At 71.7% G+C, this 25,824-nt stretch carries 22 protein-coding genes; 7 read left to right on the top strand and 15 right to left on the bottom strand.

Annotation, left to right across the window (positions count from 1 at the left end; all coding sequences use genetic code 11):
* Nucleotides 1-37: 37 nt before the first annotated feature.
* The 14 genes from ACWDUD_RS19220 to ACWDUD_RS19155 all read right to left on the bottom strand — a co-directional run bounded on the left by ACWDUD_RS19220 (nt 38) and on the right by ACWDUD_RS19155 (nt 16,874).
* Nucleotides 38-691: a cell division protein FtsQ/DivIB gene (locus ACWDUD_RS19220; protein WP_450110329.1), complete on the bottom strand. Its 654-nt coding sequence runs from the start codon at nt 689-691 to the stop codon at nt 38-40.
* Between the two features lie 77 nt (nt 692-768).
* Nucleotides 769-2,301, bottom strand: coding sequence for a UDP-N-acetylmuramate--L-alanine ligase (gene murC / locus ACWDUD_RS19215; RefSeq protein WP_450110309.1), 1,533 nt, complete (start codon nt 2,299-2,301; stop codon nt 769-771).
* Nucleotides 2,298-3,440: an undecaprenyldiphospho-muramoylpentapeptide beta-N-acetylglucosaminyltransferase gene (gene murG / locus ACWDUD_RS19210; protein WP_450110308.1), complete on the bottom strand. Its 1,143-nt coding sequence runs from the start codon at nt 3,438-3,440 to the stop codon at nt 2,298-2,300. Before murG ends, murC begins: the two co-directional genes overlap by 4 nt.
* Nucleotides 3,437-4,900: a putative lipid II flippase FtsW gene (gene ftsW, locus ACWDUD_RS19205; protein WP_450110328.1), complete on the bottom strand. Its 1,464-nt coding sequence runs from the start codon at nt 4,898-4,900 to the stop codon at nt 3,437-3,439. The genes murG and ftsW overlap by 4 nt, the downstream gene beginning before the upstream one ends.
* A gap of 74 nt (nt 4,901-4,974) precedes the next feature.
* Nucleotides 4,975-6,498 (bottom strand): UDP-N-acetylmuramoyl-L-alanine--D-glutamate ligase, encoded by a 1,524-nt coding sequence (gene murD / locus ACWDUD_RS19200; RefSeq protein WP_450110307.1) that lies wholly within the window; start codon nt 6,496-6,498, stop codon nt 4,975-4,977.
* A 4-nt stretch (nt 6,499-6,502) separates the two neighbouring features.
* Entirely contained in the window at nt 6,503-7,582 is a 1,080-nt protein-coding gene (mraY, locus tag ACWDUD_RS19195; RefSeq protein ID WP_197254128.1) for a phospho-N-acetylmuramoyl-pentapeptide-transferase, read from the bottom strand.
* On the bottom strand, nt 7,579-9,120 hold the full coding sequence (locus tag ACWDUD_RS19190; protein ID WP_450110306.1) for a UDP-N-acetylmuramoyl-tripeptide--D-alanyl-D-alanine ligase: 1,542 nt from the start codon (nt 9,118-9,120) through the stop codon (nt 7,579-7,581). Before ACWDUD_RS19190 ends, mraY begins: the two co-directional genes overlap by 4 nt.
* Nucleotides 9,117-10,820 carry a UDP-N-acetylmuramoyl-L-alanyl-D-glutamate--2,6-diaminopimelate ligase gene (locus tag ACWDUD_RS19185; protein ID WP_450110305.1) on the bottom strand — a complete coding sequence of 568 codons (1,704 nt, stop codon included), beginning with the start codon at nt 10,818-10,820 and terminating at the stop codon, nt 9,117-9,119. The genes ACWDUD_RS19190 and ACWDUD_RS19185 overlap by 4 nt, the downstream gene beginning before the upstream one ends.
* Before the next feature lie 118 nt (nt 10,821-10,938).
* A complete protein-coding gene (locus ACWDUD_RS19180) occupies nt 10,939-12,846 on the bottom strand; it encodes a peptidoglycan D,D-transpeptidase FtsI family protein (RefSeq protein WP_450110304.1) in 1,908 nt (635 codons plus the stop codon).
* Nucleotides 12,843-13,619 carry a hypothetical protein gene (locus tag ACWDUD_RS19175; RefSeq protein WP_231611088.1) on the bottom strand — a complete coding sequence of 259 codons (777 nt, stop codon included), beginning with the start codon at nt 13,617-13,619 and terminating at the stop codon, nt 12,843-12,845. The genes ACWDUD_RS19180 and ACWDUD_RS19175 overlap by 4 nt, the downstream gene beginning before the upstream one ends.
* Nucleotides 13,620-13,622: 3 nt before the next feature.
* Nucleotides 13,623-14,648 (bottom strand): 16S rRNA (cytosine(1402)-N(4))-methyltransferase RsmH, encoded by a 1,026-nt coding sequence (rsmH, locus tag ACWDUD_RS19170; RefSeq protein ID WP_450110303.1) that lies wholly within the window; start codon nt 14,646-14,648, stop codon nt 13,623-13,625.
* Nucleotides 14,649-14,892: 244 nt separating this feature from the next.
* On the bottom strand, nt 14,893-15,324 hold the full coding sequence (gene mraZ, locus ACWDUD_RS19165; RefSeq protein WP_068160088.1) for a division/cell wall cluster transcriptional repressor MraZ: 432 nt from the start codon (nt 15,322-15,324) through the stop codon (nt 14,893-14,895).
* A 487-nt stretch (nt 15,325-15,811) separates the two neighbouring features.
* A complete protein-coding gene (locus ACWDUD_RS19160; RefSeq protein WP_197254121.1) occupies nt 15,812-16,231 on the bottom strand; it encodes a DUF3040 domain-containing protein in 420 nt (139 codons plus the stop codon).
* Between the two features lie 184 nt (nt 16,232-16,415).
* Nucleotides 16,416-16,874 carry an SAV_6107 family HEPN domain-containing protein gene (locus ACWDUD_RS19155; RefSeq protein ID WP_450110302.1) on the bottom strand — a complete coding sequence of 153 codons (459 nt, stop codon included), beginning with the start codon at nt 16,872-16,874 and terminating at the stop codon, nt 16,416-16,418.
* A gap of 150 nt (nt 16,875-17,024) precedes the next feature.
* On the opposite strand from ACWDUD_RS19155, the gene ACWDUD_RS19150 reads away from it, so the two are divergent.
* From ACWDUD_RS19150 to ACWDUD_RS19130, 5 genes are read left to right on the top strand one after another with little or no spacing between them, the layout of a single operon-like run.
* A complete protein-coding gene (locus tag ACWDUD_RS19150) occupies nt 17,025-17,657 on the top strand; it encodes a GNAT family N-acetyltransferase (protein WP_450110301.1) in 633 nt (210 codons plus the stop codon).
* Nucleotides 17,658-17,666: 9 nt separating this feature from the next.
* Entirely contained in the window at nt 17,667-19,256 is a 1,590-nt protein-coding gene (locus ACWDUD_RS19145; protein ID WP_450110300.1) for a phytoene desaturase family protein, read from the top strand.
* Nucleotides 19,253-20,095, top strand: a complete 843-nt coding sequence (locus ACWDUD_RS19140) for a carotenoid biosynthesis protein (RefSeq protein WP_450110299.1) — start codon at nt 19,253-19,255, stop codon at nt 20,093-20,095. The genes ACWDUD_RS19145 and ACWDUD_RS19140 overlap by 4 nt, the downstream gene beginning before the upstream one ends.
* Nucleotides 20,096-20,127: 32 nt before the next feature.
* A complete protein-coding gene (locus ACWDUD_RS19135) occupies nt 20,128-20,865 on the top strand; it encodes an LppM family (lipo)protein (protein WP_450110298.1) in 738 nt (245 codons plus the stop codon).
* A 4-nt stretch (nt 20,866-20,869) separates the two neighbouring features.
* A complete protein-coding gene (locus ACWDUD_RS19130; protein ID WP_450110327.1) occupies nt 20,870-22,006 on the top strand; it encodes a glycosyltransferase in 1,137 nt (378 codons plus the stop codon).
* A gap of 7 nt (nt 22,007-22,013) precedes the next feature.
* On the opposite strand, the gene metF is transcribed toward ACWDUD_RS19130, so the two are convergent.
* A complete protein-coding gene (metF, locus tag ACWDUD_RS19125) occupies nt 22,014-22,994 on the bottom strand; it encodes a methylenetetrahydrofolate reductase [NAD(P)H] (protein WP_450110297.1) in 981 nt (326 codons plus the stop codon).
* A gap of 91 nt (nt 22,995-23,085) precedes the next feature.
* Between metF and ACWDUD_RS19120 the strand changes: the two genes are divergently transcribed.
* Together ACWDUD_RS19120 and crtI are read left to right on the top strand one after the other, a co-directional pair.
* Nucleotides 23,086-24,228, top strand: coding sequence for a polyprenyl synthetase family protein (locus ACWDUD_RS19120; protein ID WP_450110296.1), 1,143 nt, complete (start codon nt 23,086-23,088; stop codon nt 24,226-24,228).
* Complete coding sequence (gene crtI / locus ACWDUD_RS19115; RefSeq protein ID WP_450110326.1) at nt 24,228-25,814, top strand: phytoene desaturase family protein; 1,587 nt, start codon at nt 24,228-24,230, stop codon at nt 25,812-25,814. The genes ACWDUD_RS19120 and crtI overlap by 1 nt, the downstream gene beginning before the upstream one ends.
* Nucleotides 25,815-25,824 lie beyond the last annotated feature (10 nt).

Raw genomic sequence — 25,824 nt, 5'->3', positions numbered from 1 at the left:
CGCGCCGACGACTCGCCACGAATTTCCGCGCATCACGTCACCGCACCGTCGGCAGGTCCGGAGCGGCGACGTCGTAGGTCTGTCCCGGCTGGGTGAGCAGGTGGGTCACGACCGCCGCCTTCCGGTCCGACCGGTCCGTTCCACCCCACACCACGACCCGGCCGTCCAGCAGGGTCAGCGAGATGTCCGTCGGGGACGCCGCGGCCACCTCCGTCACCTGGAACCGCAGTTCGGGAGGCAACACGCCGAGGACCTCGAGCGCCGCCACCGTCGCCGGATCGCCAGTACCGGGGGTCGCGGTGACCAGTCGCGGTGTCTGCATCGGCGGCGGCTCCACCGCGAAGTCGACACCCTCGGCGTCGACCGAATGCGTCCCGTCGGGCGCCTCGAAGTACACCTCGGCGACCCGTTCGGTCACGGTGACCCGCACGGTCGACGGATAGACCCGCTGGACCCGCACCTCCGCGGCACGCGGCAACTCCGCCACGCGTTGCGCCGCGGCGGCGGTGTCGACCCGCAGCAGCGGGGTTCCCTCCGCGACGGCGAGCTGCGCGAGGACGTCCTCCTGCGGAATCGTCTCGGCACCGACGACCTCGACCGTGCGCACGGACAGCAGGGGCGACAGCCACGCGACCGCGATGATCGCCAGCACGCCGATCACCACGCCGACACCGATGAGCACCGTGCGCAGCCGGACCGACCGGCCGGAAGGCCGCCGCGCAGCCGCGCGTGTCGTGCGTCGCCGGGCGGACCGGGTCGGTGTCTCGGTCACGGGCGGCCCGACCCCGATCCGTCGACGGGACCCGACCGGAACCGGCCGGGCTTGCTGCGCAGCGCGTCGAGGATCTGCCGTCCGAGCATCGTCACGTCACCGGCACCCATCGTGATGACGATGTCGCCGGGGCGGCTCAGCTGTGCGACCTGACGCGGCACCAGGGACAGATCCGGCTGGTAGTGCACCGGCTTGGACACCGCCTGCGCGACCAGGGCGCCGCTCACGCCGGGGATCGGTTCTTCGCGCGCACCGTAGACGTCGAGGACGACCACCTCGTCCGCGAGATCGAGCGCCGAACCGAACTGCTCGGCGAACGTCTCGGTCCGCGAGTACAGGTGCGGCTGGAACACGACGATCACGCGGGGGCGTTCGGTGCCGGATTCGGCGTACCGCAGCGGTTCGCCTGCCACGAGTTCCGCAGCGGCGGCGAGCACGGCCCGCACCTCCGTCGGATGGTGGGCGTAGTCGTCGAACACCCGCACACCGTGCTCACGGCCGCTGTACTGGAAACGCCGGTGCACACCACCGAATCCGGCCAGTCCCTCGATGGCCTCGTCGACCGGGGCGCCGGCCTCGAGCGCCGCGACCAGGGCCGCGAGCGCGTTGAGGGCCATGTGGCGGCCGGGTACCGACAGCCGAACCGTGCGCGGGGCGTCCTCGCCGGCGAGGTGGAATTCGGCGACACCGCCGACGTCCTTGGCCTCCCATGCGACCAGCCGGACCGCGACCGGGACACCGTCGGCGTGGTCGCCGGTGCCGATCGTGTCGGCCGAGCCGTACCCGGCGACGCGCAGTCCCGGGATGTCACGCTCGGCGACGCGGCGGGCCAGGGCCGCCGAACCCGGATCGTCCAGGCACACCACGAGCAGTCCACCGGGCGCGATCCGGCCGACGAAGTCGTCGAACACCTGCGTGTACGCCTCGGGGGTGCCGAAGAAGTCGAGGTGATCCGCCTCGACGTTCGTCACGATCACCACGTTCGGCTCGTACTGCAGCAGCGATCCGTCGCTCTCGTCGGCCTCGGCGACGAACACGTCGCCGCTGCCCTGATGGGCGTTGGTGCCGGACTCGTTCAACTCGCCGCCGACCGCGAACGACGGATCGAACCCGCAGTGCTGCAACGTGACCACCAGCATCGACGTCGTCGACGTCTTGCCGTGGGTGCCGGAGACCAGGAACGTGTGGTGTCCGCGCATCAGCGAGGCGAGCACCGCCGGGCGCAGCAGCACGGGGATGCCCCGCTCGTGCGCCGCGACCAGTTCCGGATTGTCCTTCGGGATCGCGGCGTGCGTGGTCACCACCGCGGTCGGTCCACCCTCGAGCAGGTCCAGGGCGCTCGCGTCGTGCCCGATGCGGACGGTAGCCCCTCGCGCGCGGAGGGCCAGCACTCCGCGGCTCTCCTTCGCGTCCGATCCCGACACCTGGCCGCCGCGAGCCAGCAGGATCCGCGCGATGCCGGACATTCCGGCTCCGCCGATCCCCACCATGTGCACCCGCTCCAGTTCGGCGGGTAGCTGCTCGCTCATCGATCACTCCTGTTCGTGCCCGCACCGGCCACGTCGAGCACGATCCGGGCGACTTCGTCTGCCGCGCTGCGGTGTCCCGCTCCGGCGGCGCGGCGCCCCATCTCGGTGAGCCGCTGCACGTCGGCGAGAAGCGGGATCACCGAGTCCACCACGAACGCCGGCGTCAGGTCGGCGTCCGAGACGATCATCCCACCCCCGGCCGCGGCGACCGGACGGGCGTTCAGTTCCTGCTCGCCGTTGCCGTGCGGAAGCGGCACGTACACCGCAGGCAGCCCCACCGCCGACACCTCGGCGACGGTCATGGCACCGGATCGGCAGATCACCGCCTCCGCCGCGGAGTACGCCAGATCCATGCGTTCGAGGTACGGCACCGCCACGTAGGGGAATCGGCCGTGATCGGGGTGTTCGGGCACGTCGAGGGTGTTCTTGGGACCGTGCGCGTGCAGCACCGAGATCCCGGCTGCGGCGAGCTCGGCGGCGGCCCCGGAGACCGCGGCGTTGAGCGACTGTGCGCCCTGCGAACCGCCGAACACCAGCAGCACCGGTCCCTCGGCGGGGAGCCCGAAGTGCCGGCGGGCCTCGGCGCGCAACGCCGCCCGGTCCAGGCCGGTGATCGACGCGCGGACCGGGATCCCGACGATCTCGGCGTCACCGCGGCGGACGATGCCCGAGCCCGGGACGGCCGCGAGCACCCGGGACGCCCGCAGCGCACCGATCTTGTTGGCGATGCCGGCGCGGGCATTCGCCTCGTGCACGACGACCGGGATGCGGCGACGGCCGCGACCGGCAGCGAGATAGGCCGGCAGGGCCACGTACCCGCCGAAGCCGACGATGACATCGGCGTCGACCCGGTCGAGGACCTCGCGGGTGCGCCGTACCGACGCGATCACCCGGGCGGGCAGTTTCAGCAGGTCCATCGTGGGCTTGCGGGGCAACGGGACCGGCGGGATCAGTTCGAGGGGGTAGCCGCGCTGCGGGACCAGTTTCGTCTCGAGGCCGCGTTCGGTGCCCAACGCCGTCACGGTCGCATCGGGTACCAGCGCCCGGATCGCGTCGGCCACCGCCAGGGCGGGTTCGATGTGCCCGGCTGTGCCCCCGCCGGCCACCACCACGGACAGGGCGGACTGCTCCCCACTCACCTACGATTTCCTCGCTCTCCGGTTCTTCGGTCTCTGCCGTCGCCGTTCGTCCTGCGAGCGGCGTTCGATCGACGACCGCCGTTCGCCGTGCGGTCGTTCGCTGTGCGTCCCTTGGCCGTCCGGTCCTTGGCCGTGCGGCCGGTCCCCCGCCGGGTGTCGTTCGCAGCGCGGGTGCGGCCCGCGCGCTGGTCGGCAGCGCGCGCTTTCGTGTCGCGCTCGGCCCGGCCCCGAGCCGGAGCGGATCCACGCCGGGGTCCGGGCGTCCGCGTCGCCGCCGCCCGGATCGGCAGGTACGCCTCCGGCTTGCGGAGGCGCAGCAACCGGCCGAAACGGCCGTCCTGACCGGCGTGCAGCGCCGCGATCGCCTCCGGTTCGTGACGCGCGGCGTTCGCGATCAACCCGAACATGAGCAGGGTCGTCGCGGTCGACGTACCGCCGGCGGACACCAGCGGGAGCTGCAGGCCCGTCACCGGCAACAGTCCGACGACGTAACCGATGTTGATGAACGCCTGCCCGATGATCCAGGTAGTGGCGGTCGCGGTGAGCAGCCGCAGGAACGGATCGACCGAGCGCATCGCGATGCGCAGGCCCACGTACGCGAACAGACCGAACAGGCCGATGACCGCGACCCCGCCGAGGAAGCCGAGTTCCTCGCCGATGATCGCGAAGATGAAGTCGTTGTGCGCGTTGGGCAGATAGCTCCACTTGGCGCGGCTCTGTCCCAGGCCGCGGCCCCAGATACCGCCGTCCGCGAGGGAGAACTTCGCCTGCCGCGCCTGGTAGCCGATGCCCTGCGGGTCCTCGCCGGGGTTGAGGAACGCTCGCACACGCGCCGAGCGGTATCCGGCGGTGAGGGCGAGGACGACCGCCAGTGCGGTTGCGGTGCCGACGATCCCGAGGAACACGCGCAGCGGCAGGCCGGCGAACCACAGCAGGGCCAGCACGATGATCGCGAGGGAGACGGTGGTGCCGAGGTCGGGCTGTAGCACGATCAGAATGGTCACGAGCAGCGCCGCGGGGATCAGCGGGACCAGCATGTCCTTGAGCGTGCTGTGTTCGCCGCGGCGCGTCGCGAGCAGGTGCGCGCCCCACACCGCGAACGCGATCTTCGCCAGCTCGGACGGCTGGATGGAGATGCCGGCGATGACGAACCAGCCTCGCGTGCCCTGCGATTCGGTGCCGATGCCGGGGATGAGCACGAGCGCGAGCATCACGACGGTCGCAGCCAGCGCCGGGAACGACAACCTGCGCAGCATCCGCACCGGCACCTGCAGCGCGATGTAGAACACCACGAAACCGAGGATCGCGAAGATCACCTGGGAGGTGAACAGACCGTAGGCGGATCCGTCGCTGGCGACCGCCTCGACACTCGACGAGGACAGCACCATCACCAGGCCGAGCACGGTGAGCAGCACCGCGATCGTGACGACCAGGTGGAAGGACGCGAGCGGCCGGGCCATCCACTGCCCGACGCGGCCTCGCGCGGTCGCGGCGGTCTGGGTGGATGCCGGCGAACCGCCGGGCGCGGTGGTGGTCACCCCTCCGACCCGCCCCCGTGCTGTTCGGAACCCTGCTGTTCGACGCCCTGCAGCGACTCGACGGCCGCCGCGAAGCTGCGGCCGCGCTCGGCATAGTCCGCGAACATGTCCAGCGACGCCGCGGCCGGGGCCAGCAGCACCGCGTCACCCGGCGACGCCAGCGCCGCGGCCTCGCGCACCACGACCTGCATCGCGGCGGGGCCGTCGGCACCCGGCAACGGGACCCGGCGCACGGCGCCGGAAGACTCGGGGCTGGTCACCGATCCATCGTCGCGCGTGTCGACGTGGACGACGGGGACCTGCGGGGCGTGTCGCGCCAGCGCTTCGGCGATCCGGTCGGCGTCACGGCCGATCAACACCGCCGCGCGCAGCCTCGGCGCAACCTCCGCGACGAGGTCGTCGACCTGGGCACCCTTGAGCAGCCCACCGGCCACCCAGACCACACTCTCGCGCGCCAGCAGCGACGTGCGCGCCGCGTGCGGGTTGGTGGCCTTGGAATCGTCGACGTACTCGACGCCGTCGACGGTACCGACGGGCGCGGCGCGGTGCGGCCCGACCCGGTGGCGGCGCAGGCCGTCGTGGACCGCGGATTCCGGTACGTCGATCGACCGGGCGAGCGCCGCGGCGGCCAGCGCGTCGGACAGCCCGGCGGGCCCGGCGGGCGAGACGTCGGCGACGGCCGCCAACACGGCCGAATCCGCGAAGGCGCGATCCACCAGGACGTCGCCGCTGATGCCGAGTTCCCCGCGCTGCGGGTAGCCGAGGGTGAATCCGACGGTGACGACGGCCTGGGACCGGTCACGCAGTCCCCCGGCGATCGGATCGTCGAGGCCGAGCACCCCGACGGTGCCGGTGAGCACACGGGCCTTCGCGTCGATGTATCCCTCGATGCCGCCGTGCCAGTCGAGATGGTCCTCCGCGATGTTGAGAACGACCCCTGCCTCGGGCTGCACCGACGGCGCCCAGTGCAACTGGAACGACGACAGTTCGACGGCGAGGACCTCGGCGCGCGGCTCGGTGCGCCGCAGCGCGTCGAGGATCGGCAGGCCGATGTTGCCGCAGGCCACCGACGCCAGACCGGCGGCCTCGAGGATCGCGTGCAGCATCATCGTGGTGGTGGTCTTGCCGTTGGTTCCGGTCACCACGAGCCAGCGGCGGGGCGGACCGTAGATCTCGGCGCGGTCGATCCGCCAGGACAGTTCGACGTCGCCCCAGATCGGGACCGCGGCACCGGCGGCGTGCGAGAGCAGCGGTGCGTCGGGCGCGAACCCGGGGCTCGTGACCACGAGCGCGAACCGGCGCAGCGCCTCCGGATGCGCCTCGGCCTCGGCGACGAGCTCGTCGAGACCGACGGTGTCGGCGCCGAGTTCACGGCAGCGTTCGAGGGCCTCGGCGCTGCGGTCGGTGACCGTCACCTGCGCCCCGAGGTCGGTGAGCGGGGTGACGACGGCACGTCCGGAGATCCCGGCGCCCGCGACGAGCACCCGGGTCCCGCGCAGCCATTCCAGTTCGTGCGTCACCGCGTCAGTCCCCGATCGCCGAGAGGTATTCGCTGTAGAACAGGGCCATGCCGACGGCCGAGGCGATGGCCGCGAGCAACCAGAACCGGATGATGACCGTGGTTTCGGCCCAGCCTCCGAGCTCGAAGTGGTGGTGGAACGGCGCCATCCGGAACACGCGCCTGCGGCTGGACCGGAACACGGCCACCTGGATGACCACCGACGCGGCCTCGGCGACGAACAGCGCACCGATTACGACCATGAGCAGCTCGGTGCGGGTGGTGACCGACAGGCCGGCGAGCATGCCGCCGAGCGCGAGCGAACCGGTGTCGCCCATGAAGATCTTGGCCGGGGCCGCGTTCCACCACAGGAACCCGATGCAGGCCGCGGCGCCGGCGGCGCACAGCAGCGCCAGATCGAGGGGGTCGCGCACGTCGTAGCAGCCCTTGCCCGGTTCGGCGACACAGGAGTTGCGGTACTGCCAGAACGTGATGATGACGTAGGCGCCGAGCACCAGGCTCATCGAGCCGGCCGCGAGACCGTCGAGGCCGTCGGTGAGGTTCACCGCGTTCGACCAGGCGCTGACCAGCAGGTACACGAACAGGATGAAGACGACCGAGCCCATCGACACCGTGGCGATGTCGCGGACGTAGGACAGGTGCGTGCTGCCGGGGGTCAGGCCGCTGTCGTTGCGGAACTGCAGCGCGAGGATGCCGAACGCGACCGCGGCGATGAGCTGGCCGACCAGCTTGGCGGTCTTGTTCAGTCCGAGGTTGCGCTGCTTGCGGATCTTGATGAAGTCGTCGAGGAATCCGACGCCGCCGAGCGCGGTGGTCAGGCCCAGCACCAGCAGACCGGACGCGGTCGGGCCCTCCGCGTCGTATCCGAGACCGATCAGATGCGATCCCCAGTACCCGGCCCACAGGCCGGCGAGGATCGCGACGCCACCCATCGTGGGGGTGCCGCGCTTGGCCTGATGGCTCTGCGGCCCCTCGACGCGGATCTCCTGGCCGAAGCCCTGCCGCGTGAACGCCTTGATCAGCACCGGCGTGAGCAGGATCGACACCGCCAGCGCGATGCCGGCAGCGAAAAGGATCTGTCTCACCGTGCAGCCTCCGTTTCCACAGCAGAATCAGTGTTCCCGGTTCCGGCACCGAGAACCGCGTCCGCGACCGACCACAGGCCGACCGACTGCGACGCCTTCACCAGGACGACGTCGCCCGGTTCGAGTTCGTCTTCGAGAAGTGCGATCGCCGCGTCCGCATCCGGTACGTGGCTGGCTTCCTCGCCCCAGGATCCTTCCATCACCGCGCCCTGGAAGAGGCCGCGGACCGGGCGCGTCGCGCCGACGGCGATGATCCGGGTGACGTCGAGGCGCACCGCGAGGCGGCCGATGCGGTCGTGTTCCACGACCGAGTCGTCGCCCAGCTCCCCCATCTCGCCGAGCACCGCGAACGTCCGCCGTGGCGTGTCCCCGGCACGTGCCATGGTCACCAGCGCCTTGAGCGCGGCCCGCATCGAATCGGGGTTCGCGTTGTAGGCGTCGTCGATGACGGTGACACCGTCGGCGCGGGTCCGCACCGCCATGCGGTGCGCCGACACGGGCGCGGCACCGCCGAGCGCGGCCGCGATCTGTTCGAGGGTCGCGCCGCATTCGAGGGCGGTCGCAGCGGCGGTCAGCGCGTTGCCGACGTGGTGCTCGCCGTGCACGGCCAGCGTGACGTCGGCGCTGCGCCGGCCACCCTCGGCGTCCGGATCGGTGACGACGAGCGTGAACGACGCGCGCGCCGAGTCGTCGAGGTGCACGTTCTCGGCGCGCACCGTGGCCGTGGGACTGCTGCCGACGAAGACGACGCGGGCGTTCGTGCGGGAGGCCATCTTCACGACCAGGGGGTCGTCGGCGTTGAGGATCGCGACACCGCCGTCGGCGACCGACGGCAGGGACTCGACGAGCTCGCCCTTGGTCTGCGCGATGACCTCCTGCGATCCGAATTCGCCGAGATGCGCGGTGCCGACGTTGAGCACGGCGCCGATGCGCGGGGGTGCCACCGCGGCCAGGGCCGCGATGTGGCCGGGGCCGCGCGCCGACATCTCGAGCACCAGGTAGCGGGTGTCGCGGGTGGCGCGCAGTGCTGTCCACGGATGGCCGAGTTCGTTGTTGAACGATCCGGGTGGAGCGACGACCTCGCCGAGTGGCGCCAGCACCGCAGCCAGCAGATCCTTGGTCGACGTCTTGCCGGCGGACCCGGTGACGCCCACGACGGTCAGGCCGGTGGCGGTCAGGTCGTCGACGACGGCCCGCGCGAGCCGGCCGAGGGCCGCGAGGACCGCCGCGCCGGAGCCGTCGGTGTCGTGTTCGAAGGCGAGCGAGTTGGTCTCGGTCCGCGGAACCGGGGGCACCACGATCGCCGGGACGCCGACCGGCCGGGCGGCCAGCACGGCGACCGCACCTGCGGCGACGGCCGCAGCAGCATGGTCGTGTCCGTCGGATCGGGCGCCGGGTAGCGCGAGGAACAGCCCACCCGGTCCGATCCGCCGCGAATCGAACTCGACGGTGCCGGTCACCTCCGCCGACGGGTCGTCCACGTCGTGCAGGGTCCCACCGACGACCTCCGCGATGCGGGCCAGGGTCATCGGGATCATGCTGTTCCTCCATCTCGGGTGACGCCCGTGCCGTTCCGGCCGGATTCGTCGGCTGCGTGTGCCGGGCGCAGGGCCCGGAGACGCTCGAGAGCGTCCGCCAGCACCTCCCGGTCGTCGAAGGGGTACTTGACCCCGTTGATCTCCTGGCCGCGCTCGTGTCCCTTGCCGGCGACGAGCACGATGTCGCCGGGGCTGGCCCAGCGGACCGCCGTTTCGATCGCGGCGGCGCGGTCGCCGATCTCGAGGATCTCGCCGCGTTCGGCGTCCGGCACCGAACGGGCTCCGTCGAGCAACGCCGCGCGGATGGTCGCGGGATCCTCGGTGCGCGGGTTGTCGTCGGTGACGACGACGAGTTCGGCGCCGCGGGCCGCGGCGGCGCCCATGAGGGCGCGTTTGCCGCGGTCGCGGTCGCCCCCGGCACCGACGACCACCGCGATGCGTCCGCTGCTGCGGCCCCGCAGGGTGGCGACCACCGCTTCCAGCGCGGCCGGTTTGTGCGCGTAGTCGACGACGGCCAGGAAGTCCTGGCCACGGTCGACGAGTTCGACCCGGCCGGGGACCGACACCGACGCGATGCCCTCGGCGGCGGTGTCCGGGTCGACACCGGCGGCGGCGCACACCGCGGTGGCCAGCGCGGCGTTGGCGATGTTGTAGTGGCCGGGCAGCCGAACCCGTACCCGGTGCGCGGTGCCGTCGGGTCCGGTCAGGGTGAAGCACTGGGAGCCGTCGGTCTCGGCGGTCGCAGCGGTCGCGGTCCAGTCCGCGGCCGGTGCGGTCGGGGACGTGGCGACGGTGGCGACAGCGCTCGGGTCGGCAGGGCCCGGGTGGGCGGCGCGAGCGATCTCGGCCATCCGGACACCCCACTCGTCGTCGACGCACACCACGGCCCGTGCCGCGCTGTGCGGCGACCCCGCGGCGAACAGCAGGGCCTTCGCGGCGAAGTAGTCGTCGAGGTCCTTGTGGAAGTCCAGGTGGTCCTGCGACAGGTTGGTGAACGCGCCGATCGCGAATCCGACGCCGCCGACCCGGCCGAGAGCCAGGGCGTGGCTCGACACCTCCATCACGACGGTGTCGATGCCGCGTTCGAGCATCGCGGCGAACAGCGCGTGCAGTTGCGGTGCCTCGGGGGTGGTGAGCGCGCTGGGGACGCGACGGCCCGCGATGCGGGTCTCGACCGTCCCGACGAGCCCGGTGGACCGGCCGGCGGCGACCAGCCCGGCTTCGACGAGGTACGCGGTGGTGGTCTTGCCGGAGGTGCCGGTGATGCCGATGACCTGCATCCGGCGCGAGGGGTGGCCGTAGACGGCGGCGGAGACCGCACCGAGCACCGACCGCGGGTCGTCGTGCACGAGGACGGGCGTGGGGGCGGTGACCGTCGCGGCGACGAGGTCGCGTCCCGCCGAATCGGTGAGCACCGCGACCGCGCCGCGTTCGAGTGCGGTCGCGGCGAACTGGGCGCCGTGCGCGTGGGCGCCGGGAAGCGCCGCGAACAGGTCGCCGGGTTGCACGGCCTGGGCGCGCAGGTCGATGCCGGTGACGGTGTCCGCCGGATCTGCGGTGCCCGCGTAATCGTCCGGGACCACGATCGTGTGGTGGGCGCCGACCGCGTCTGCCAGCTCCCGGAGCCGAGTCGCCGGTGGATGTTCGGGTCTCAGCCCCTCCGTGGGAGGGGACGGATCCGGACTCGGGGGCACAGGCACCAGGTTCCTCTCGCTCTGCCGCAGCGGCCTGCCGGTCGCTGTTCGTCCGCGGTGACGGGACGCTTCCCGCCGTGACACGTTACCGACACCGGCACCGCCGTTCGAACAGGGTCACCGCTCAGTCGACCTGCAGGATCAGCTTGCTGCCCGGGTCGGGCGACAGCGGCACGTTCTCACGCTGCAACATCCACGCGGCGATGTTGTGGAACAACGGTGCCGCGGACTGACCACCGCTGCCGTCGGCGCTGCGCTTCGGTGCGTCTAGCATGATCCCGATCACGAACCGCGGGTCGTCGGCCGGGGCGATCCCGGCGAAGGTGATCCAGTATTCGGAGTTCGAATAGCACTTGCAGTTCTGGTCGATCTGCTGGGCGGTGCCGGTCTTGCCGCTGATCTGGTAGCCCTCGATCGCCGCGGGTGTGCCGGTGCCGCGCTGGTTGCCGGTGTCGTCCTGCACGACGGAGCGGAACATGTCCCGGACGGTGGCGGCGGTCTGCGCCCCGATGACCCGGACCGGTTCGGGTCGGGGTGTCTCGGTTCGGGTGCCGTCGGGGGCGATCGTCGCGCGGACGATGCGCGGTGCGATGCGTTCGCCGTCGTTGGCGATGGTCTGATAGATCCCGGCCATCTGCAGCAGCGTCATCGACAGGCCCTGCCCGATCGGCAGGTTCGCGAAGGTACCGCCGGACCACTGTTCCCGGCTGGGGACGAGGCCGTCGGACTCGCCCGGCAATCCGACGTCGGTGCGCTGACCGAGCCCGAACAGCTCGAGCATCTGCGCGAAACGGTCCTCCCCGATCCGCTGGGCGAGCATCAGCGTGCCCACGTTCGAGGACTTCCCGAAGACTCCGGTGGTCGTGTAGGGCACCACCCCGTGGTCCCACGCGTCCTTGACGCTGACGCCGGCCATCGTAATCGAGCCGGGTACCTGCAGCACCTCGTCGGGCGTGGTCGCCCCGTCCTCGATGGCGGCCGCGGCGGTGATGATCTTGTTGACCGAGCCGGGTTCGAACGGCGAGCTCACCGCGAGGTTGCCGAGCTGCGCGTCGGGCTGCTTGTCGATGCCGACGGCCGGATTGAACGTGCCGTCGTTGGCCATCGCGAGCACTTCGCCGGTCTGCGCGTCCAGGACGACCGCGGACGCGTTCTTCGCCTCCGACAGTTCCTTCGCACGCTGTACCTGCTGCTGGACGTAGTACTGGATGTCGGCGTCGATGGTCAGTTCGACCGCCGACCCGTCGACGGCGGCCTGACGGTCGCGCCAGCTGCCGGGGATCACGGCTCCGTCGGATCCCCGGTCGTAGGTCGACGAACCGTCGGTGCCGGCCAGGACCGAATCCATCGACGATTCGAGGCCGAGCAGGCCGTGACCGTCCCAGCCGGTCGCACCGACGATGTTCGCGCCGAGGGACCCACCCGGATACAGGCGGATGTCCTGGCGTTCGAGGCCGACCTTGTCGTACTCGTCGACGATCGCCGCGGCCACCCCGGGATCGACGCCGCGCGCGAGGTAGACGAATGTTTCGTCGCTCTCGAGCTTTGCCAGCACGTCCTTCTCGGGTGCGGCGTCGCCCAGGGCTTCGTGCACCGTCTTCGCGACGCCCTTCAGGTATTCGCCGGTTTCCGGTTTCGACGGGTCCTTCGCGTGTGCTTCTTCGAGTTCGGCGCGCACGCGCTGCGGCTGGAAGGTGAGTGCCTTCGCTTCCATCGTGTAGGCCAGAGGCGCCCCGTTGCGATCGGCGATGGTCCCCCGGGTGGCGGGTTCGACCAGACGCGTCGTGCGCTGGTTCGCCGCTTCCGCGGTGAGACTCGGGGCCTGCACGACCTGAACCCACAGCAGCATCGCGGCGGTGAGCCCGAGGGCGCCGAACATGGCGGCGCGCCCGATCCTGTTCCGGAATCCGAATTCGGTCGTGTACGTCGCGGCCGCAGTCCGGCGAGACCCCGCACGTCCGGCCTGGGCCGGGCGGCGGGGTGCGGGTTTGCGGCTGCTCGAGGGCCTGCGAGGTTGAGCGCCTCGGCTCACCGGCGCCCGTCCTCGGACTGCGTCGTCGGGTTCACGGGCATCAATTGTTCCGCCTGCGGCGGCGCGACGGCCGCATTACCGGTCTCCGGCGTGGCGGCGGGCTCCGTCGGCGCAGGTGCGGCTGCCGGTGCAGGTGCGGGTGCCACCGCGGGCGCGGGGGCTTCCGCCCGTGCCGGGGCCGGCACCGGGGCCGGGTTCTCCGATCGGTCACCACCCAGCGACAGCGGCCGCGGATTCTCGGTTCCCGCACTGCCGGCCAGCGGCGCGGGCCCGGTGCGGTCGGCCGCGGTCGGGGCGTTCAACGGCGCCGCCGGTGCGCCGTTCGCCGCGGTCGGCGTCCCCACGACCCGGACCGAGCCGTCTTCACCGACGACCAGGCGCGCGACCTCCCCGGTCGGAATCATGCCGAGTTCGGCGGCCTTCACCGCGAGCACGGGCGCCGAGTTCCCGGCTTCCACGTCGCGCTGCAGAACCGCGCGTTCCTGCCGCAGGGTCTCGTTGTGCGCCCGGGCGGCGCTGAGCTGGTAGGAGTCTTCCGCCGCGCGGGTCGTCAGCAGCAGCGTGACGGCCATGCCGACGCCGAGCAGCGCGAGGATCGTTGCGACGAACGGGATCCGGGTCGCCACCGTGGGCTGCTGCGTCGCCGTGGTCGCGCCCCGCGACTCGCCGGTCACACCGAGGTGGGCGGCGCGCTGGTTCCGCCGCTGGTACGCGCGCTGCGCCGCCGTGGATCGCGCCGAACGACGGAGCGGGGATGCCACCTGAACGGTCATCGGTTACCTCCTGGCGATTCGTTCTGCGGCACGCAGGCGTACGGGCGCCGAGCGTGGATTGCGCTCCACCTCCTGCGGGGAGGCCTTCTCCGCACCCCGGGTGAGGATTCTCAGTTCCGGTCCCATCCCGGGCAGTTCCACGGGCAGCCCCTCGGGGCTCCGGGACTTCGAGCGCGGAGCGAGCTCCGCCTTGACCACCCGATCCTCGAGGGACTGGTACGACATGAACACCACGCGCCCGCCGACGGCGAGCGCGTCGAGAGCCGCCGGCACAGCGGCCCGGAGCGAGTCGAGTTCGGCGTTGACCTCCACCCGCAGCGCCTGGAACGTGCGTTTGGCGGGATGACCGCCGGTGCGGCGCGACGCGGCCGGGATCGTCCGATAGAGCAGTTCGACGAGCTGCCCGCTGGTCCGGAACGGCGTCTTCTCGCGCGTCCGCACGATCTCGGAGGCGATCTTCCCCGCGAACCGCTCCTCCCCGTAGGTGCTGAGGATGCGGGCGAGGTCGCCGTGGCTGTACGTGTTGAGCACGTCGGCGGCGGTGATGCCGACGGTCGGGTCCATCCGCATGTCGAGCGGCGCGTCCTGCGAGTACGCGAAGCCCCGGCCGGCCTCGTCCAGCTGCATCGAGGACACCCCGAGATCGAACAGGATCGCGTGGACCGACCCGATCCGATCGAGTCCGCACTCTTCGAGCGCGTCGGCGATCCCGTCGTAGCGGGTATGGACGAAATCGGTCCGGTCCGCGAACGGCGCGAGCCGCGCCTTCGCGATGGCCAAGGCGTCAGGATCGCGGTCGAGACCGATCAGACGCAATCCCGGGTAGGTACGCAGGAAGTGCTCCGAGTGCCCGCCGAGACCGAGGGTCGCGTCGACGTACACGGCACCCTCACCACCGGGGCCCTTCGCCTCGATCGCCGGACCGAGCAGCTCGTCGGCGCGTTCGAGCAGCACGGGAACATGCGCGAAACCTTCGGCGGGGACGTCACCGGCTGCACCGGGTTTCGCGTCGTCCTCGCCGTCCACCATGTTTCCTGCGCTTCCTGTTCGGTCGATTCGGGAAACGAATCGAGACGTGGGGTTCGATCGGTGGACGGTCGTCGGAGTGCCGATACGCGGGCGGCGAATGCATCGAGGTCTCTGTCCGATTCGGGGACCTGGCGCTGGGGAAGTGCGTCAGGGCTCCGTTGCCGAACCTGGCGCTGGGGAAGTGCGTCAGGGTCGGCCTCGGGCAGAGGCCTCGCGGCACTCGCCGCGCGACCGAAGCAGCGGTTTACAGGATGTCTTGCAGCGCCTCGTCCCTCGCCTCCGAAAACTCTTCCTCGTGTTCGGCGAGGTAGGTCTCCCACGCCGTCGCGTCCCAGATCTCGAGGTGCTTGATCGCCCCGATCACGACGCAGTCCTTGGTGAGCCCGGCGTACTTGCGGTGTGCCGCGGAGAGCGTGATCCGGCCCTGCGCGTCGGGTCGCTGTTCGTCGGTGCCGGACGCGAGGCTGCGCAGAAATGCGCGCGCCTGCGGATTGCTGCGCGACGCGGCAGCGGCCCGCTCCGCCAGCGCCGCGAACTCGTCGCGCGGAAACACGGTCAGGCTGTGGTCTTGCCCTTTGGTGATCATCAGCCCTCCCGCCAGTTCGTCTCGATACTTCGCCGGCAACGTGAGCCGACCCTTGTCATCCAACTTCGGGGTATGGGTGCCGAGAAACACTCGCCACCCCCCGCCTTAGTCGGCCGGACCATTCGTCTCCGGCGGGGCAACCCGAGCCGCTCCGCCGCGACCCACAGTACCCCACTTTGCCCCACGTTCAACCAATTACGGGCCCGAATCGCCGGGCGTTTCACCCGAAATCGCTGCTCAACGAAGGTGGGGTGGAGTGGGGCGTTTTCGGGTCGGTGGGTTTCCGCGGCAGCCACCGGCCGTGCACGTCCCGGGCCGGCTCCGATCGACACCGGAAAACCCCAGGTCGATGCGACCGCACCGGACGACTCGGAGGCGTCCCGCAGCTCGGTGGGGCGATGTGGGAGGAGTCGGGCGAGGGGTGAATCCGAGGGGTAAATACGGGGCGATGCGCGCACCGCTCCCGGCACGCACGTGACGCACGTCGCGACATCCCCGAGACGACGAACGGCGCGACCCCTTTACATGGGGTCGCGCCGTTTCGCGGACTGCCTTCTACTCGTGGGCGAACTCGCGGCTATTCCTGTTCGAAACGCCGCCGGAAGCGTTCCTCCATCCGATGGGTGAACCCACCGGTGGATTTGCGGTTCCCTCGGGCCCGGGTTCCCTGCCCGGAACCGGATCCGCCCCCGCGAGGAGCATCACCGAGCGGCTTTCCGCGCCGACCTCCGACGAGGAGCAGAACGCCCGCGCCGAACATCACAAGAAAGCCGAGCAGGCTGATGATCGGGAACCCACCCGGCTTCACCGGCAGGGCGACACCCGCGATCAACAACGCCAGACCCACTACGAACAGCGCACCGGCCTGCAGCCGTCGACGGCTGCCTGCCATGCCCAACCGACTGCCTCGGACGGTCGAGGCGAACTTGGGATCCTCAGCATAGAGCGCGCTCTCGATCTGATCGAGCATGCGCTGCTCGTGCTCGGAGAGTGGCACGGTACCTCCCCCGGCACTAAAACGGTGGCCGCCGATTCCTCCGGTGGAAACGACGGGGGGCCGACTTTGGACGGCCGCCTGATCTCATAATACGAGTACATCATGCGCTGGACCACCAACTCCGACACGGAGTCCCGCACGGGCTTCCGAACGTCCCCGCGGCCCGGCGCCGAAGGTCCCGCGCTCACTCGGGAACGGTCACCCGATCGGAGAGACAATCCTCCACCTCGTGGAGAAACGACCCGACCTCGCCGTAGAACCTGTCGGCCTCGTCGGCCGGCAGCGTCCGTGTGATGCCGGACTCGATCGCAGCCCGGGTCTCGGAACGGTCGGCGAAGAAGTCCGCCCAGCGCGCGAATCCCGGATCCGCCTTCGCCATGAGCACCCACGCGTTTCGGGTCCGGGCCCGCCGGACCACCTGACCGGCGCGAACCTCGGCGACCGCGAGCACGGCCCCTGCTCCCCGCAACGCGGCGAGGTAGGCGAGCTGGAAGCGTTCCGCGGCGTCGCGGGCCCCGGCGGCCTCGGACAGCAACTCGTCGGCCCGGCGCAGCATCGTCGCCGCCCGCGAGGACACCGGACGCGTTACGCAGCCTCGACGTCCGAACCCTGCTCCGCCGTCGGCAACCTGTGGCACGACCATCACTCACCTCCCCGTGACTCGGGTGGGTGATCCGGGGATGTTCGCTTCCCTCGAACATCACCGGATCACCGTTGTCGAACATGCGTTCGACGTATTCAATATAGCTGGACCCACCGACATATCGTCAAGGGAAGGCGGACTCCTCCCCGCATGAGCACGGACCCGATCCCGCACGACGCGGCGCCGATTCTTCTCGACCTGTCCCCCGCGGAATTCCGCGCGCGCCTGCCCGAGATGCTGCCCATCTACGTCGCCGCCATGAAATATCCCCGCGGAACCGAGTACCACCGCGCCCCGATGTGGTCCGAACACGCCGGCCGTCCCGGGTGGCGTGCCGTGGCCGCCGCCCTCCCGCACGACCCGTCGACCCTCGTCGCGATCGCGTACGGCTACCGCGGCGCTCCGCAGCAGTGGTGGAACCAGCAGGTCCGCACCGGGATGCGGCACGCGGGATATTCCGTCGAACAGATCGACGCCACACTCGGCGACTACTTCGAACTCACCGAACTGCACGTTCATCCCGACGCGCAGGGACACCGCATCGGCGAAGCCCTCCTGCTGCGACTGCTCGGCGACCGGCCGGAACGCGCGGTGCTCCTGTCCACCCCCGAGGTACCGGACGAGGACAACCGCGCGTGGCGGCTGTACCGCCGCCTCGGCTTCCGCGACGTGGTGCGCGGGTTCGTCTTCACCGGTGATGCGCGACCGTTCGCGGTGCTCGGGCGCGAACTCCCCCTCACGATCGAGACCCGGCCGCCGCTCGAGACCGGACCGCGGCGATAGCCTGAGCCCGTGATCGACGCAGTCGTGGTGGGTTCCGGGCACAACGCCCTCGTCTCCGCGTGCTATCTCGCACGCGCCGGCCGCTCGGTGGAGGTGCTCGAACGCGACACCGTGCTCGGCGGCGCCGTCTCCACCGTCGAACGGTTCCCGGGCCACGCCGTCGACCGCGGTTCGTCCGCGCACATCATGATCCGGCACACCGGCATCCTCGAGGAACTGGAGCTCGACGGTTTCGGGTTGCGCTACCTCGACTGCGACCCGTGGGCGTTCGCGCCCGCGCCACCGGGCAGCGACCGTCCGGGCATCGTCTTCCATCGCGACCTCGATCGCACCTGCCGATCGATCGAAACCGCATGCGGCCCACGCGAAGCCGACGCCTATCGGCGTTTCGTCGACGTGTGGGGTCCCCGCAGTGCCGCCGTGATGCGCTCGTTCTCCGCGCCGCCCACCGGACGGCACCTCCTCTCGTCGTTCTGGGGTCTGGACACCGGCAGCGGCGGCAGCGACCTGTCGCGGCAGTTCCTGGCCTCCGGCGACGCGCTGCTCGACGAGTACTTCGACGACGAGCCACTGAAGGCCGCGCTCGCGTGGTTCGGCGCGCAGTCGGGGCCCCCGATGTCCGAACCGGGAACCGCGCCCATGGTCGGGTTCGCGGCACTGATGCACACGCTGCCCCCGGGCCGGGCGGTCGGCGGCAGTGGTGCCCTCACCCGCGCTCTCGCTGCCCGGCTCGCCGCGGACGGCGGCACCGTCACCCTCGGCGACGGCGTCACCGAACTGCGCCGCTCGGGCGGCGGGTGGGTGGTCCGGACCGAATCGGGCCGCACCGTCAGCGCGCGCACGGTGGTCGCCGGATGCCACATCCTGACCACGCTGGACCTGCTCGAACGCGGCGGCTACGACCGCGCGCGGCTGACCGACTGGCGGCGCCGCATCCGCGTCGGGCCGGGCATCGGGATGGTGCTGCGCCTGGCCACCGACGCGCTTCCCGCGTACGCGGGGGCCGAGTCCGCCGCCGACACCACGCGCGGACTGCAACTGCTGGTCGACGACCGGGCCCACCTGCGGCTTGCGCACGGTGCCGCGCTCGCCGGCGAACTGCCGCCGCGCCCAGCGGTCCTCGGGATGAGTTTCACCGCGTTGGATCCGTCCATCGCGCCGGCGGGTGAGCACCAGGTGACGTTGTGGTCCCAGTGGCATCCGCACCGGCTGTCCGGTGGTCGCCGCTGGACCGACCTCGCCGAAACCGAGGCGGACCGGATCGTCGCCCAGGTGGAGTCGCGTGCGCCCGGGTTCACCGCGTCGATCCGGCACCGGCACATCCAGACCCCCGAGAACATCGAGCAGGAACTGGGCATGATCGGCGGCAACGTCATGCACGTGGAAATGTCCCTGGACCAGATGTTCATGTGGCGGCCGCTGCCGGAACTCTCCCGGCATCGGGTGCCCGACGCGCCCGGGCTGTATCTGACCGGTGCGTCGACACATCCCGGCGGAGGTGTGTCGGGCGCCAGCGGACGCAGCGCCGCCCGGGCCGCGCTGACCGACACCGCCGGCGGACCCGCGCGCCGCATCGTCCGCCGGCTGACGAGCGGATGATCGAGCGCCCCACCGCGGCGGTGGCACTCGCGGTCGCCGCCGTGGCCGCTCAGATCGCATATCCGCTCACGCACGGATCCGCTCGGGACGTCGTCACCGTTCTCGTGGTGGCACTGCTGGCCGCGGCCTGTACGGCACACGCCACGTCGCACCGGGGCGGCTTGTGGGCGGCCGGGCTGTTCGCGATCTCGGCCGGGCTCGGATTCGCCTCCGAGGTCGTCGGTACCGCCACCGGATACCCGTACGGGTGCTACGCCTACGCCACCGACCGGCTCGGTCCCGCGCTGTTCGACGTCCCGCTCGTGGTACCGCTGGCATGGACCGCCGGCTTGTACCCCGTGTGGTGCGTGGCGACGCGGCTGACCCGCCGGCCCGCACCGCGGATCGCCGCGGCCACCGTCGGCATGGTCGGATGGGACCTGTACCTGGATCCGCAGATGGTCGCGGACGGGCAGTGGACGTGGTGTCACGGACCGGGGCTCCCCGGGCTCGCCCACATCCCGCTCACCAACTACGCCGGCTGGGTGGTCGTCGCGGCCGTCATGGCCACCGCACTCACCGTGCTCGACCGGGTGACCCGGCAGCCCACGGGCGGCGCGACACGATGGCCCCGGACGACCCGGAGCGACGCGGTGCCGGTCGCCCTGTTCCTGTGGACGTGGCTCGGGTCGGCACTCGCCCACACCGTCTTCCTCGACGCACCGGAGCTGCGCTGGTCGGCGATGTACGGATTCGTCGTGATGGGGCTGCTCGGCGTCCCGCTGCTGGTGTCGCTGGTCCACGCTCGCCGAGCGCACCCGAACCTGCGGCGACTCGCCGGAACACCCCCGGACCTCTGACACCCCCGCAGGATGCTGGCACGATATCCGCTGTGCAGCCGTCCCTCATCCCTGCTCCCCGTCGCCGCCCGATCCGGCAGGCGGTCCTCCTTCTCCTGTTGCTTCCGCTGCTCGCGGGCTGCCTGCGTGCCCAGGTGACGATGGGTGTCTCGGCCGACGACCGGGTGTCCGGTCAGATCGTCGCCGCGACGATCCCGGTCGACGAGAACGACAAGGGACCGCAGCTCGTCGTCCCGGAATCGCTGGCCGGACGCGTCCGGGTACAGGAGTACAAGCAGGACGGCTACGTCGGCAGCCAGGTGTTCTTCAGCGACCTGTCGTTCGGCGACGTGCAGCAACTGGGCGCGATGACAGACCAGAGCGCGGGCTCGTTCCAGATCTCGTTGCAGCGGGCCGGTGATCTCGTGTCCCTCACCGGCAAGGTCGACCTCGAATCGGTGCCCGCGCAGGGCACGGACGTGCAGTTCACGATCGCGTTCCCGGCCCGGATCGCCACCACCAACGGCACCCGCGAGTCCGACTCGGTCGTCACGTGGAAGCTGCCCGCCGGGGACGTGACGAACCTGCGCGCCGAGGTCCGCTACTCCGATCCCAACACCCGCGGCTTCGCCGGGTGGGCCGGCATCGTCGCCGGGGTCACGCTCGGGGTGGCACTGATCATCGGTGGCCTGGCCTGGCTCAATCGCAACCCGGCACCTGTCCGCACGTCGGCGACCGGGCCGGATCCCGACGCCGGCTCCGGCCCGGCCCCGGACTCCGACGATTCGTAGCGTGATCACCGCGGTCACCCGGGCCGGCGCGGCGGTAGCACTGTTCGGCGCGGTCACCGCCGTCGCCAACCGCCTCACGCTCCCACGGCTCGAACCCGGCACCGCGATCACCGAACCGGTCACCGTGCTGGTCCCCGCCCGCGACGAAGCGCACCGGGTGCCGGATCTCGTCGCGGACCTGCGTGCCCAGCACGGCGTACCGGGGATGCGGGTGATCGTTCTCGACGACGACTCGTCCGACGGCACCGCCGACGCCGCGCGCCGGGCCGCCGCCGGGGACGACCGCATCGAGGTGGTACGCAGCACGGAGCGGCCACCGGCGGGCTGGACGGGTAAAGCTGCCGCGTGCGCGCACGCCTACCGGGTCGCAGCACCGGCCGCGGACACCGGCGTGATCGTGTTCGTCGACGCGGACGTGCGTCTGGCACCGCAGGCGCTGCGCGCGGCGGTGACGTCCCTGCGGCGGATGGGCGCCGACCTGCTCTCGCCCTGGCCGTTCCAGGTGGCCGGATCACCGGCGGAGCACCTGCTGCAGCCGCTGTTGTGCTGGTCCTGGTTCTCGTCGCTGCCGGTCGCGGTGGCCGATCGTACGACCCGGCCGTCGATGGCGGTGGCGTGCGGGCAGTTCCTCGTCTTCGACGCCCGCGCGTACGCCGCGATCGGCGGTCACGCCGCGGTCGCGTCCAGTCCCACGGAGGACCTCGATCTCGCCCGCACCCTGCGTGCCGCGGGCCGTCGCACGGCGGTCGCGGCGGCCGGGCCGCTCGCGTCGTGCCGGATGTATCTCGATCGCCGGCAGCTCACCGCCGGATACACCCGCTGGCTGTGGTCGGCGTTCGGATCCACCGCCGGTGCGGTCGCGGTCCTCGCCGGGTACACGCTGGCCTACGTGCTGCCCCCGGTCGCCGCGGTCGCCGGGCACGGTTCCGTCCGGCGCTGGGGTCTGGCCGGCACTGCCGCGGCGCTCGTCTCGCGCACGCTGGCCCGGTCCGCCGAGCGGGGGACCGCCCCGTCCGGATCGGATGCGGTGGCGGCGCTCGGGCATCCCGCCGCGATCACCGGGTTCGGTGCGCTGACGGTCGCCTCGTTGCGCGCCCGGCGCGAGGGCCGGACCGGCTGGAAGAACCGGCCCCTGCCCTGAGCGTTCGTCAGGCGGGCTGGACCACCGGAGTGGGGACCTCGATCCCGAGCCGCGCCAGCACCTCGCGGGTCGCACGCGCGAAGTTCAGCGTGATGAAGTGCAATCCGGGTGCGCCCTCGGCGATGAGCCGCTCACACATCTCGGTCGCGACCTCGATACCGACCTCGCGCACCGCGGCACGGTTCTCCTCGGGGCCGTCGCCTGCGGCCCGCACGAGCCGTTCCTCGAGTGCCGCGGGGAGCCGGGAGCCCGACAGTTCGAGACTGCGCCGCGCCGACCGCAGCGACGTGATCGGCATGATCTCGGGAATGATCGGCTTGAGCGCCTGCTCCGCGTCGCACGCCGCGACCCGGTCCCGCAGCCGCAGGTAGTGCTCGACGTCGAAGAACATCTGCGTGATCGAGTACTCGGCGCCGGCCCGCAACTTCTGTACCAGGTACCGGGTGTCGTGGTCGAGATCCGGGGAGCGGTAGTGCCCCTCGGGGAAGGACGCCACACCGACGTGGAAGTCGCCGAGTTCGCGCACGAGCCGGACCAGTTCCTCGGCGTGCTCGACGCCCTGCGGGTGCTTGGCCCATTCGCCCAGCGGATCGCCGGGCGGGTCGCCGCGCAGGGCCAGGATGTTGCTGATTCCGCGGTCCGCGTAGGCCCCGACCATCGCGCGCAACTCGTCGATGCTGTGCCCGACCGCGGTCAGGTGCGCGACCGGCAGCAGGGTCGTCTCCTCGGCGAGCTGGCCGGTCACACGGACCGTGCGGTCCCGGGTCGAACCCCCGGCGCCGTAGGTCATGGACACGAACGCCGGGCCGAGCCGTTCGAACTCCCGGACGGCACGCCAGAGCCGCGCCTCCGCGTCGGCGTCACGGGGCGGGGAGAACTCGACGGAGAAGGGAATCCGGCGGTGGGACGGTACCCGCAGCCGGTCCACGATCGACGGTGTGCGGGAGGTCCCGCCGCCCTGGCCCCCGCTGACGGAATCGCATGTCACCCGACAAGCATAGGTGGCCGGAAGGGGGTGGGTTCCTCGTGCCCCCGATAGGGTGGTCTTCGGCGCCGCGACGTCCCCACCGACTCGGTGCATGCACCACCCGGCCTCGGCGCCCGCCCATTCGACCAGGAGGAATCCCCTGTCCACCGGATCTGCTCACGTTCCGCCCTCGCTGCTGCCCGAACTCGTCGAGGGCGCACTGCGGGACTTCTTCGTCTCACGCGCCGAGATCGTCGCCGCGGTCGGTGGGGGTTACCCCGAAGCGGTCACGGCTCTCGAGTCGTTCGTCCTGCGCGGCGGCAAGCGGATGCGGCCCGTATTCGCGTGGACCGGCTGGATCGGCGCCGGCGGCGACCCGTCCGGACCGGACGCCGGAGCGGTGCTGCGCGCGTGCTCGGCGCTGGAACTGGTGCAGGCCGGTGCGCTCGTGCACGACGACATCATCGATGCCTCCACGACCCGCCGCGGTTATCCCACGGTGCACGTCGAGTACGCGGAACACCACCGCGCCGCGCAGTGGCTCGGTGTCCCCGAGCGGTTCGGTGAGGCCGCGGCGATCCTGCTCGGCGACCTGGCGCTCGTGTGGGCCGACGACATGCTGCGCGAGGCCGGGCTGGACGCTGCGACGGCGGCGCGGGTCACGCCGGTGTGGTCGGCGATGCGCACCGAGGTCCTGGGCGGCCAGTTCCTGGACATCGCCGGGGAGTCGGCCGGCGACGAATCGGTCGAGGCGGCGATGCGGGTGAACCGGTTCAAGACCGCGGCGTACACCATCGAGCGCCCCCTGCATCTGGGTGCGGTCCTGGCCGGGGCGGACGACGCGCTGGTGGACGCGTACCGCCGATTCGGAACGGACGTGGGCATCGCGTTCCAGTTGCGCGACGACCTGCTCGGGGTGTTCGGCGACCCGGAGGTCACCGGCAAGCCGTCCGGGGACGACCTGCGCGCCGGGAAGCGGACCGTGCTGTTCGCGCTCGCTCTCGCCGCCGCCGACGCGACCGACCCGGCCGCCGCGCAGCTGCTGCGCGACGGGATCGGCACGGATCTGAGCGACGAGCAGGTCGAGCGGATGCGGGCGGTGATGACCGAGCTCGGAGCCGTCGACCAGGTCGAACGTCGGATCGCCGCGCTCACCGAGGAGGCGTTCGCCGCGCTCGACGCGTCCGACGCCACCGCCGAGGGCAAGACCATGCTGCGTGACTGGGCCCTGGCCGCGACGCGGCGCACAGCGTGATGAGCCCGCTGCGCACCGTCGCCGGAGCGGATCGCGTCGTCGTGGTCGGCGCCGGGCTCGCGGGCCTGGCCGCGGCGCTGCACCTGCGCGGGAACGGCCGCGAGGTCACCGTCCTCGAACGCGAGAGGTCGGTGGGCGGCCGGGTCGGCACCCACGTCGGGCCCGGCTACGAGATCGACAACGGCGCCACGGTCCTGACGATGCCGGACCTGATCGCCGACGCACTCGCCGCGGTCGGCGCGGATTTCACGACGGTGGATCCACCGCTGCGCATCCATCCGATGACGCCCGCCTATCACGCCCGGTTCGCCGACGGCAGCAGCATCGACGTGCACTCGGATCCGGATCGGATGGCCGCCGAGGTCACTCGCGTGTGCGGCCCGGACGAGGCGCGTCGCTACCTGCGGCTTCGACGCTGGCTCGCGGACATCTTCGACGCCGAGTTCGCCCACTTCATGGACGCGAACTTCGACTCCCCCCTCGACCTGGTCGGCTCCCCGGCCTCGGCGCGGGACCTGCTGCGGCTCGTCCGGCTCGGCGGTTTCGGCCGGCTCGGCGCCCAGGTGGACCGGAAGGTCACCGACCCGCGGTTGCGGCGCATCTTCACGTTCCAGGCGCTGTACGCGGGGGTGGCTCCGGCCAAGGCGCTGGCGGTGTACGCGGCGATCGCCCACATGGACACCTCCCTGGGGGTGTTCTCCGTCGAGGGCGGCATGCGATCGGTGGCGCGCGGTATGGCCGACGCCCTGGTGGCGGCCGGCGGCACGCTCCGGCTCGGCACCGAGGTCGGCGACCTCGAGTTCGACGGCCGCCGGGTGGTCGCGGTGCGCACCCCCGGCGGCGACCGGTACCCGTGCGATGCGGTCGTGCTGACACCGGACCTGCCGGTGGTGGACGCGCTGCTGCCGCGGCCACGGCGACGGCGCACGGTGGCGTCCCCGTCCGCGGTGGTGCTGCACGGCAGCATCCCGACCGCCGTCAGCGCGGGGTGGGCGGCCCACCACCATCACACCATCGAGTTCGGTACGGCCTGGGAGAGCACGTTCGCCGAGATCACCGCGCGCCGGGGCCGCGGCCGGCTGATGCGCGATCCGTCGCTGCTGATCACCCGGCCCGCGCTCAGCGACCCCGGACTGCGGTTCGTCCGCGACGGCGTCGAGCACGAACCGCTGTCGGTGCTGGCGCCGTGCCCGAACCTGGACAGCGCGCCCTACGACTGGCAGGCGCTCGCCGGGCCATATGCGGCCGAACTGTGTGCGGAACTCGAACGGCGCGGGTTCGACGGGATCACCGACCGGTTCCGGATCGACCACGTGGACACGCCGCAGACGTGGCTCGAGCGGGGCATGCTGGCGGGCAGCCCGTTCGGCGGGGCGCATCTGTTCCGGCAGACCGGCCCGTTCCGGCGGCGCAATCTCGATCCGCGCTATCCGAACGTGGTGCTGGCCGGGTCCGGCACGGTCCCCGGAGTGGGGGTTCCGACGGTCCTGCTCTCGGGTCGGCTGGCCGCCGAACGGCTCGGGGTCCGGCGCCGGTCGACCGCGCCTTCCCCCACGGTGGGCGGCGCGGTTCCGGGACTCAACTAAACTGTCTGTT

Source organism: Rhodococcus sp. NPDC003382, from assembly GCF_053589135.1.
Note: the sequence above shows the minus strand (reverse complement) of the source record. Positions and strands in the feature narration are given on the sequence as shown.

Coding starts and splice junctions, on each gene's coding strand:
- murC (WP_450110309.1), bottom strand. CDS start 2,301: ATGAGCGAGCAGCTACCCGCCGAACTGGAGCGGGTGCACATGGTGGGG.
- ftsW (WP_450110328.1), bottom strand. CDS start 4,900: ATGGCCCGGCCGCTCGCGTCCTTCCACCTGGTCGTCACGATCGCGGTG.
- ACWDUD_RS19190 (WP_450110306.1), bottom strand. CDS start 9,120: ATGATCCCGATGACCCTGGCCCGCATCGCGGAGGTCGTCGGTGGGACC.
- ACWDUD_RS19175 (WP_231611088.1), bottom strand. CDS start 13,619: ATGACCGTTCAGGTGGCATCCCCGCTCCGTCGTTCGGCGCGATCCACG.
- rsmH (WP_450110303.1), bottom strand. CDS start 14,648: ATGGTGGACGGCGAGGACGACGCGAAACCCGGTGCAGCCGGTGACGTC.
- ACWDUD_RS19155 (WP_450110302.1), bottom strand. CDS start 16,874: ATGGTCGTGCCACAGGTTGCCGACGGCGGAGCAGGGTTCGGACGTCGA.
- ACWDUD_RS19150 (WP_450110301.1), top strand. CDS start 17,025: ATGAGCACGGACCCGATCCCGCACGACGCGGCGCCGATTCTTCTCGAC.
- ACWDUD_RS19140 (WP_450110299.1), top strand. CDS start 19,253: ATGATCGAGCGCCCCACCGCGGCGGTGGCACTCGCGGTCGCCGCCGTG.
- ACWDUD_RS19120 (WP_450110296.1), top strand. CDS start 23,086: ATGCACCACCCGGCCTCGGCGCCCGCCCATTCGACCAGGAGGAATCCC.
- crtI (WP_450110326.1), top strand. CDS start 24,228: ATGAGCCCGCTGCGCACCGTCGCCGGAGCGGATCGCGTCGTCGTGGTC.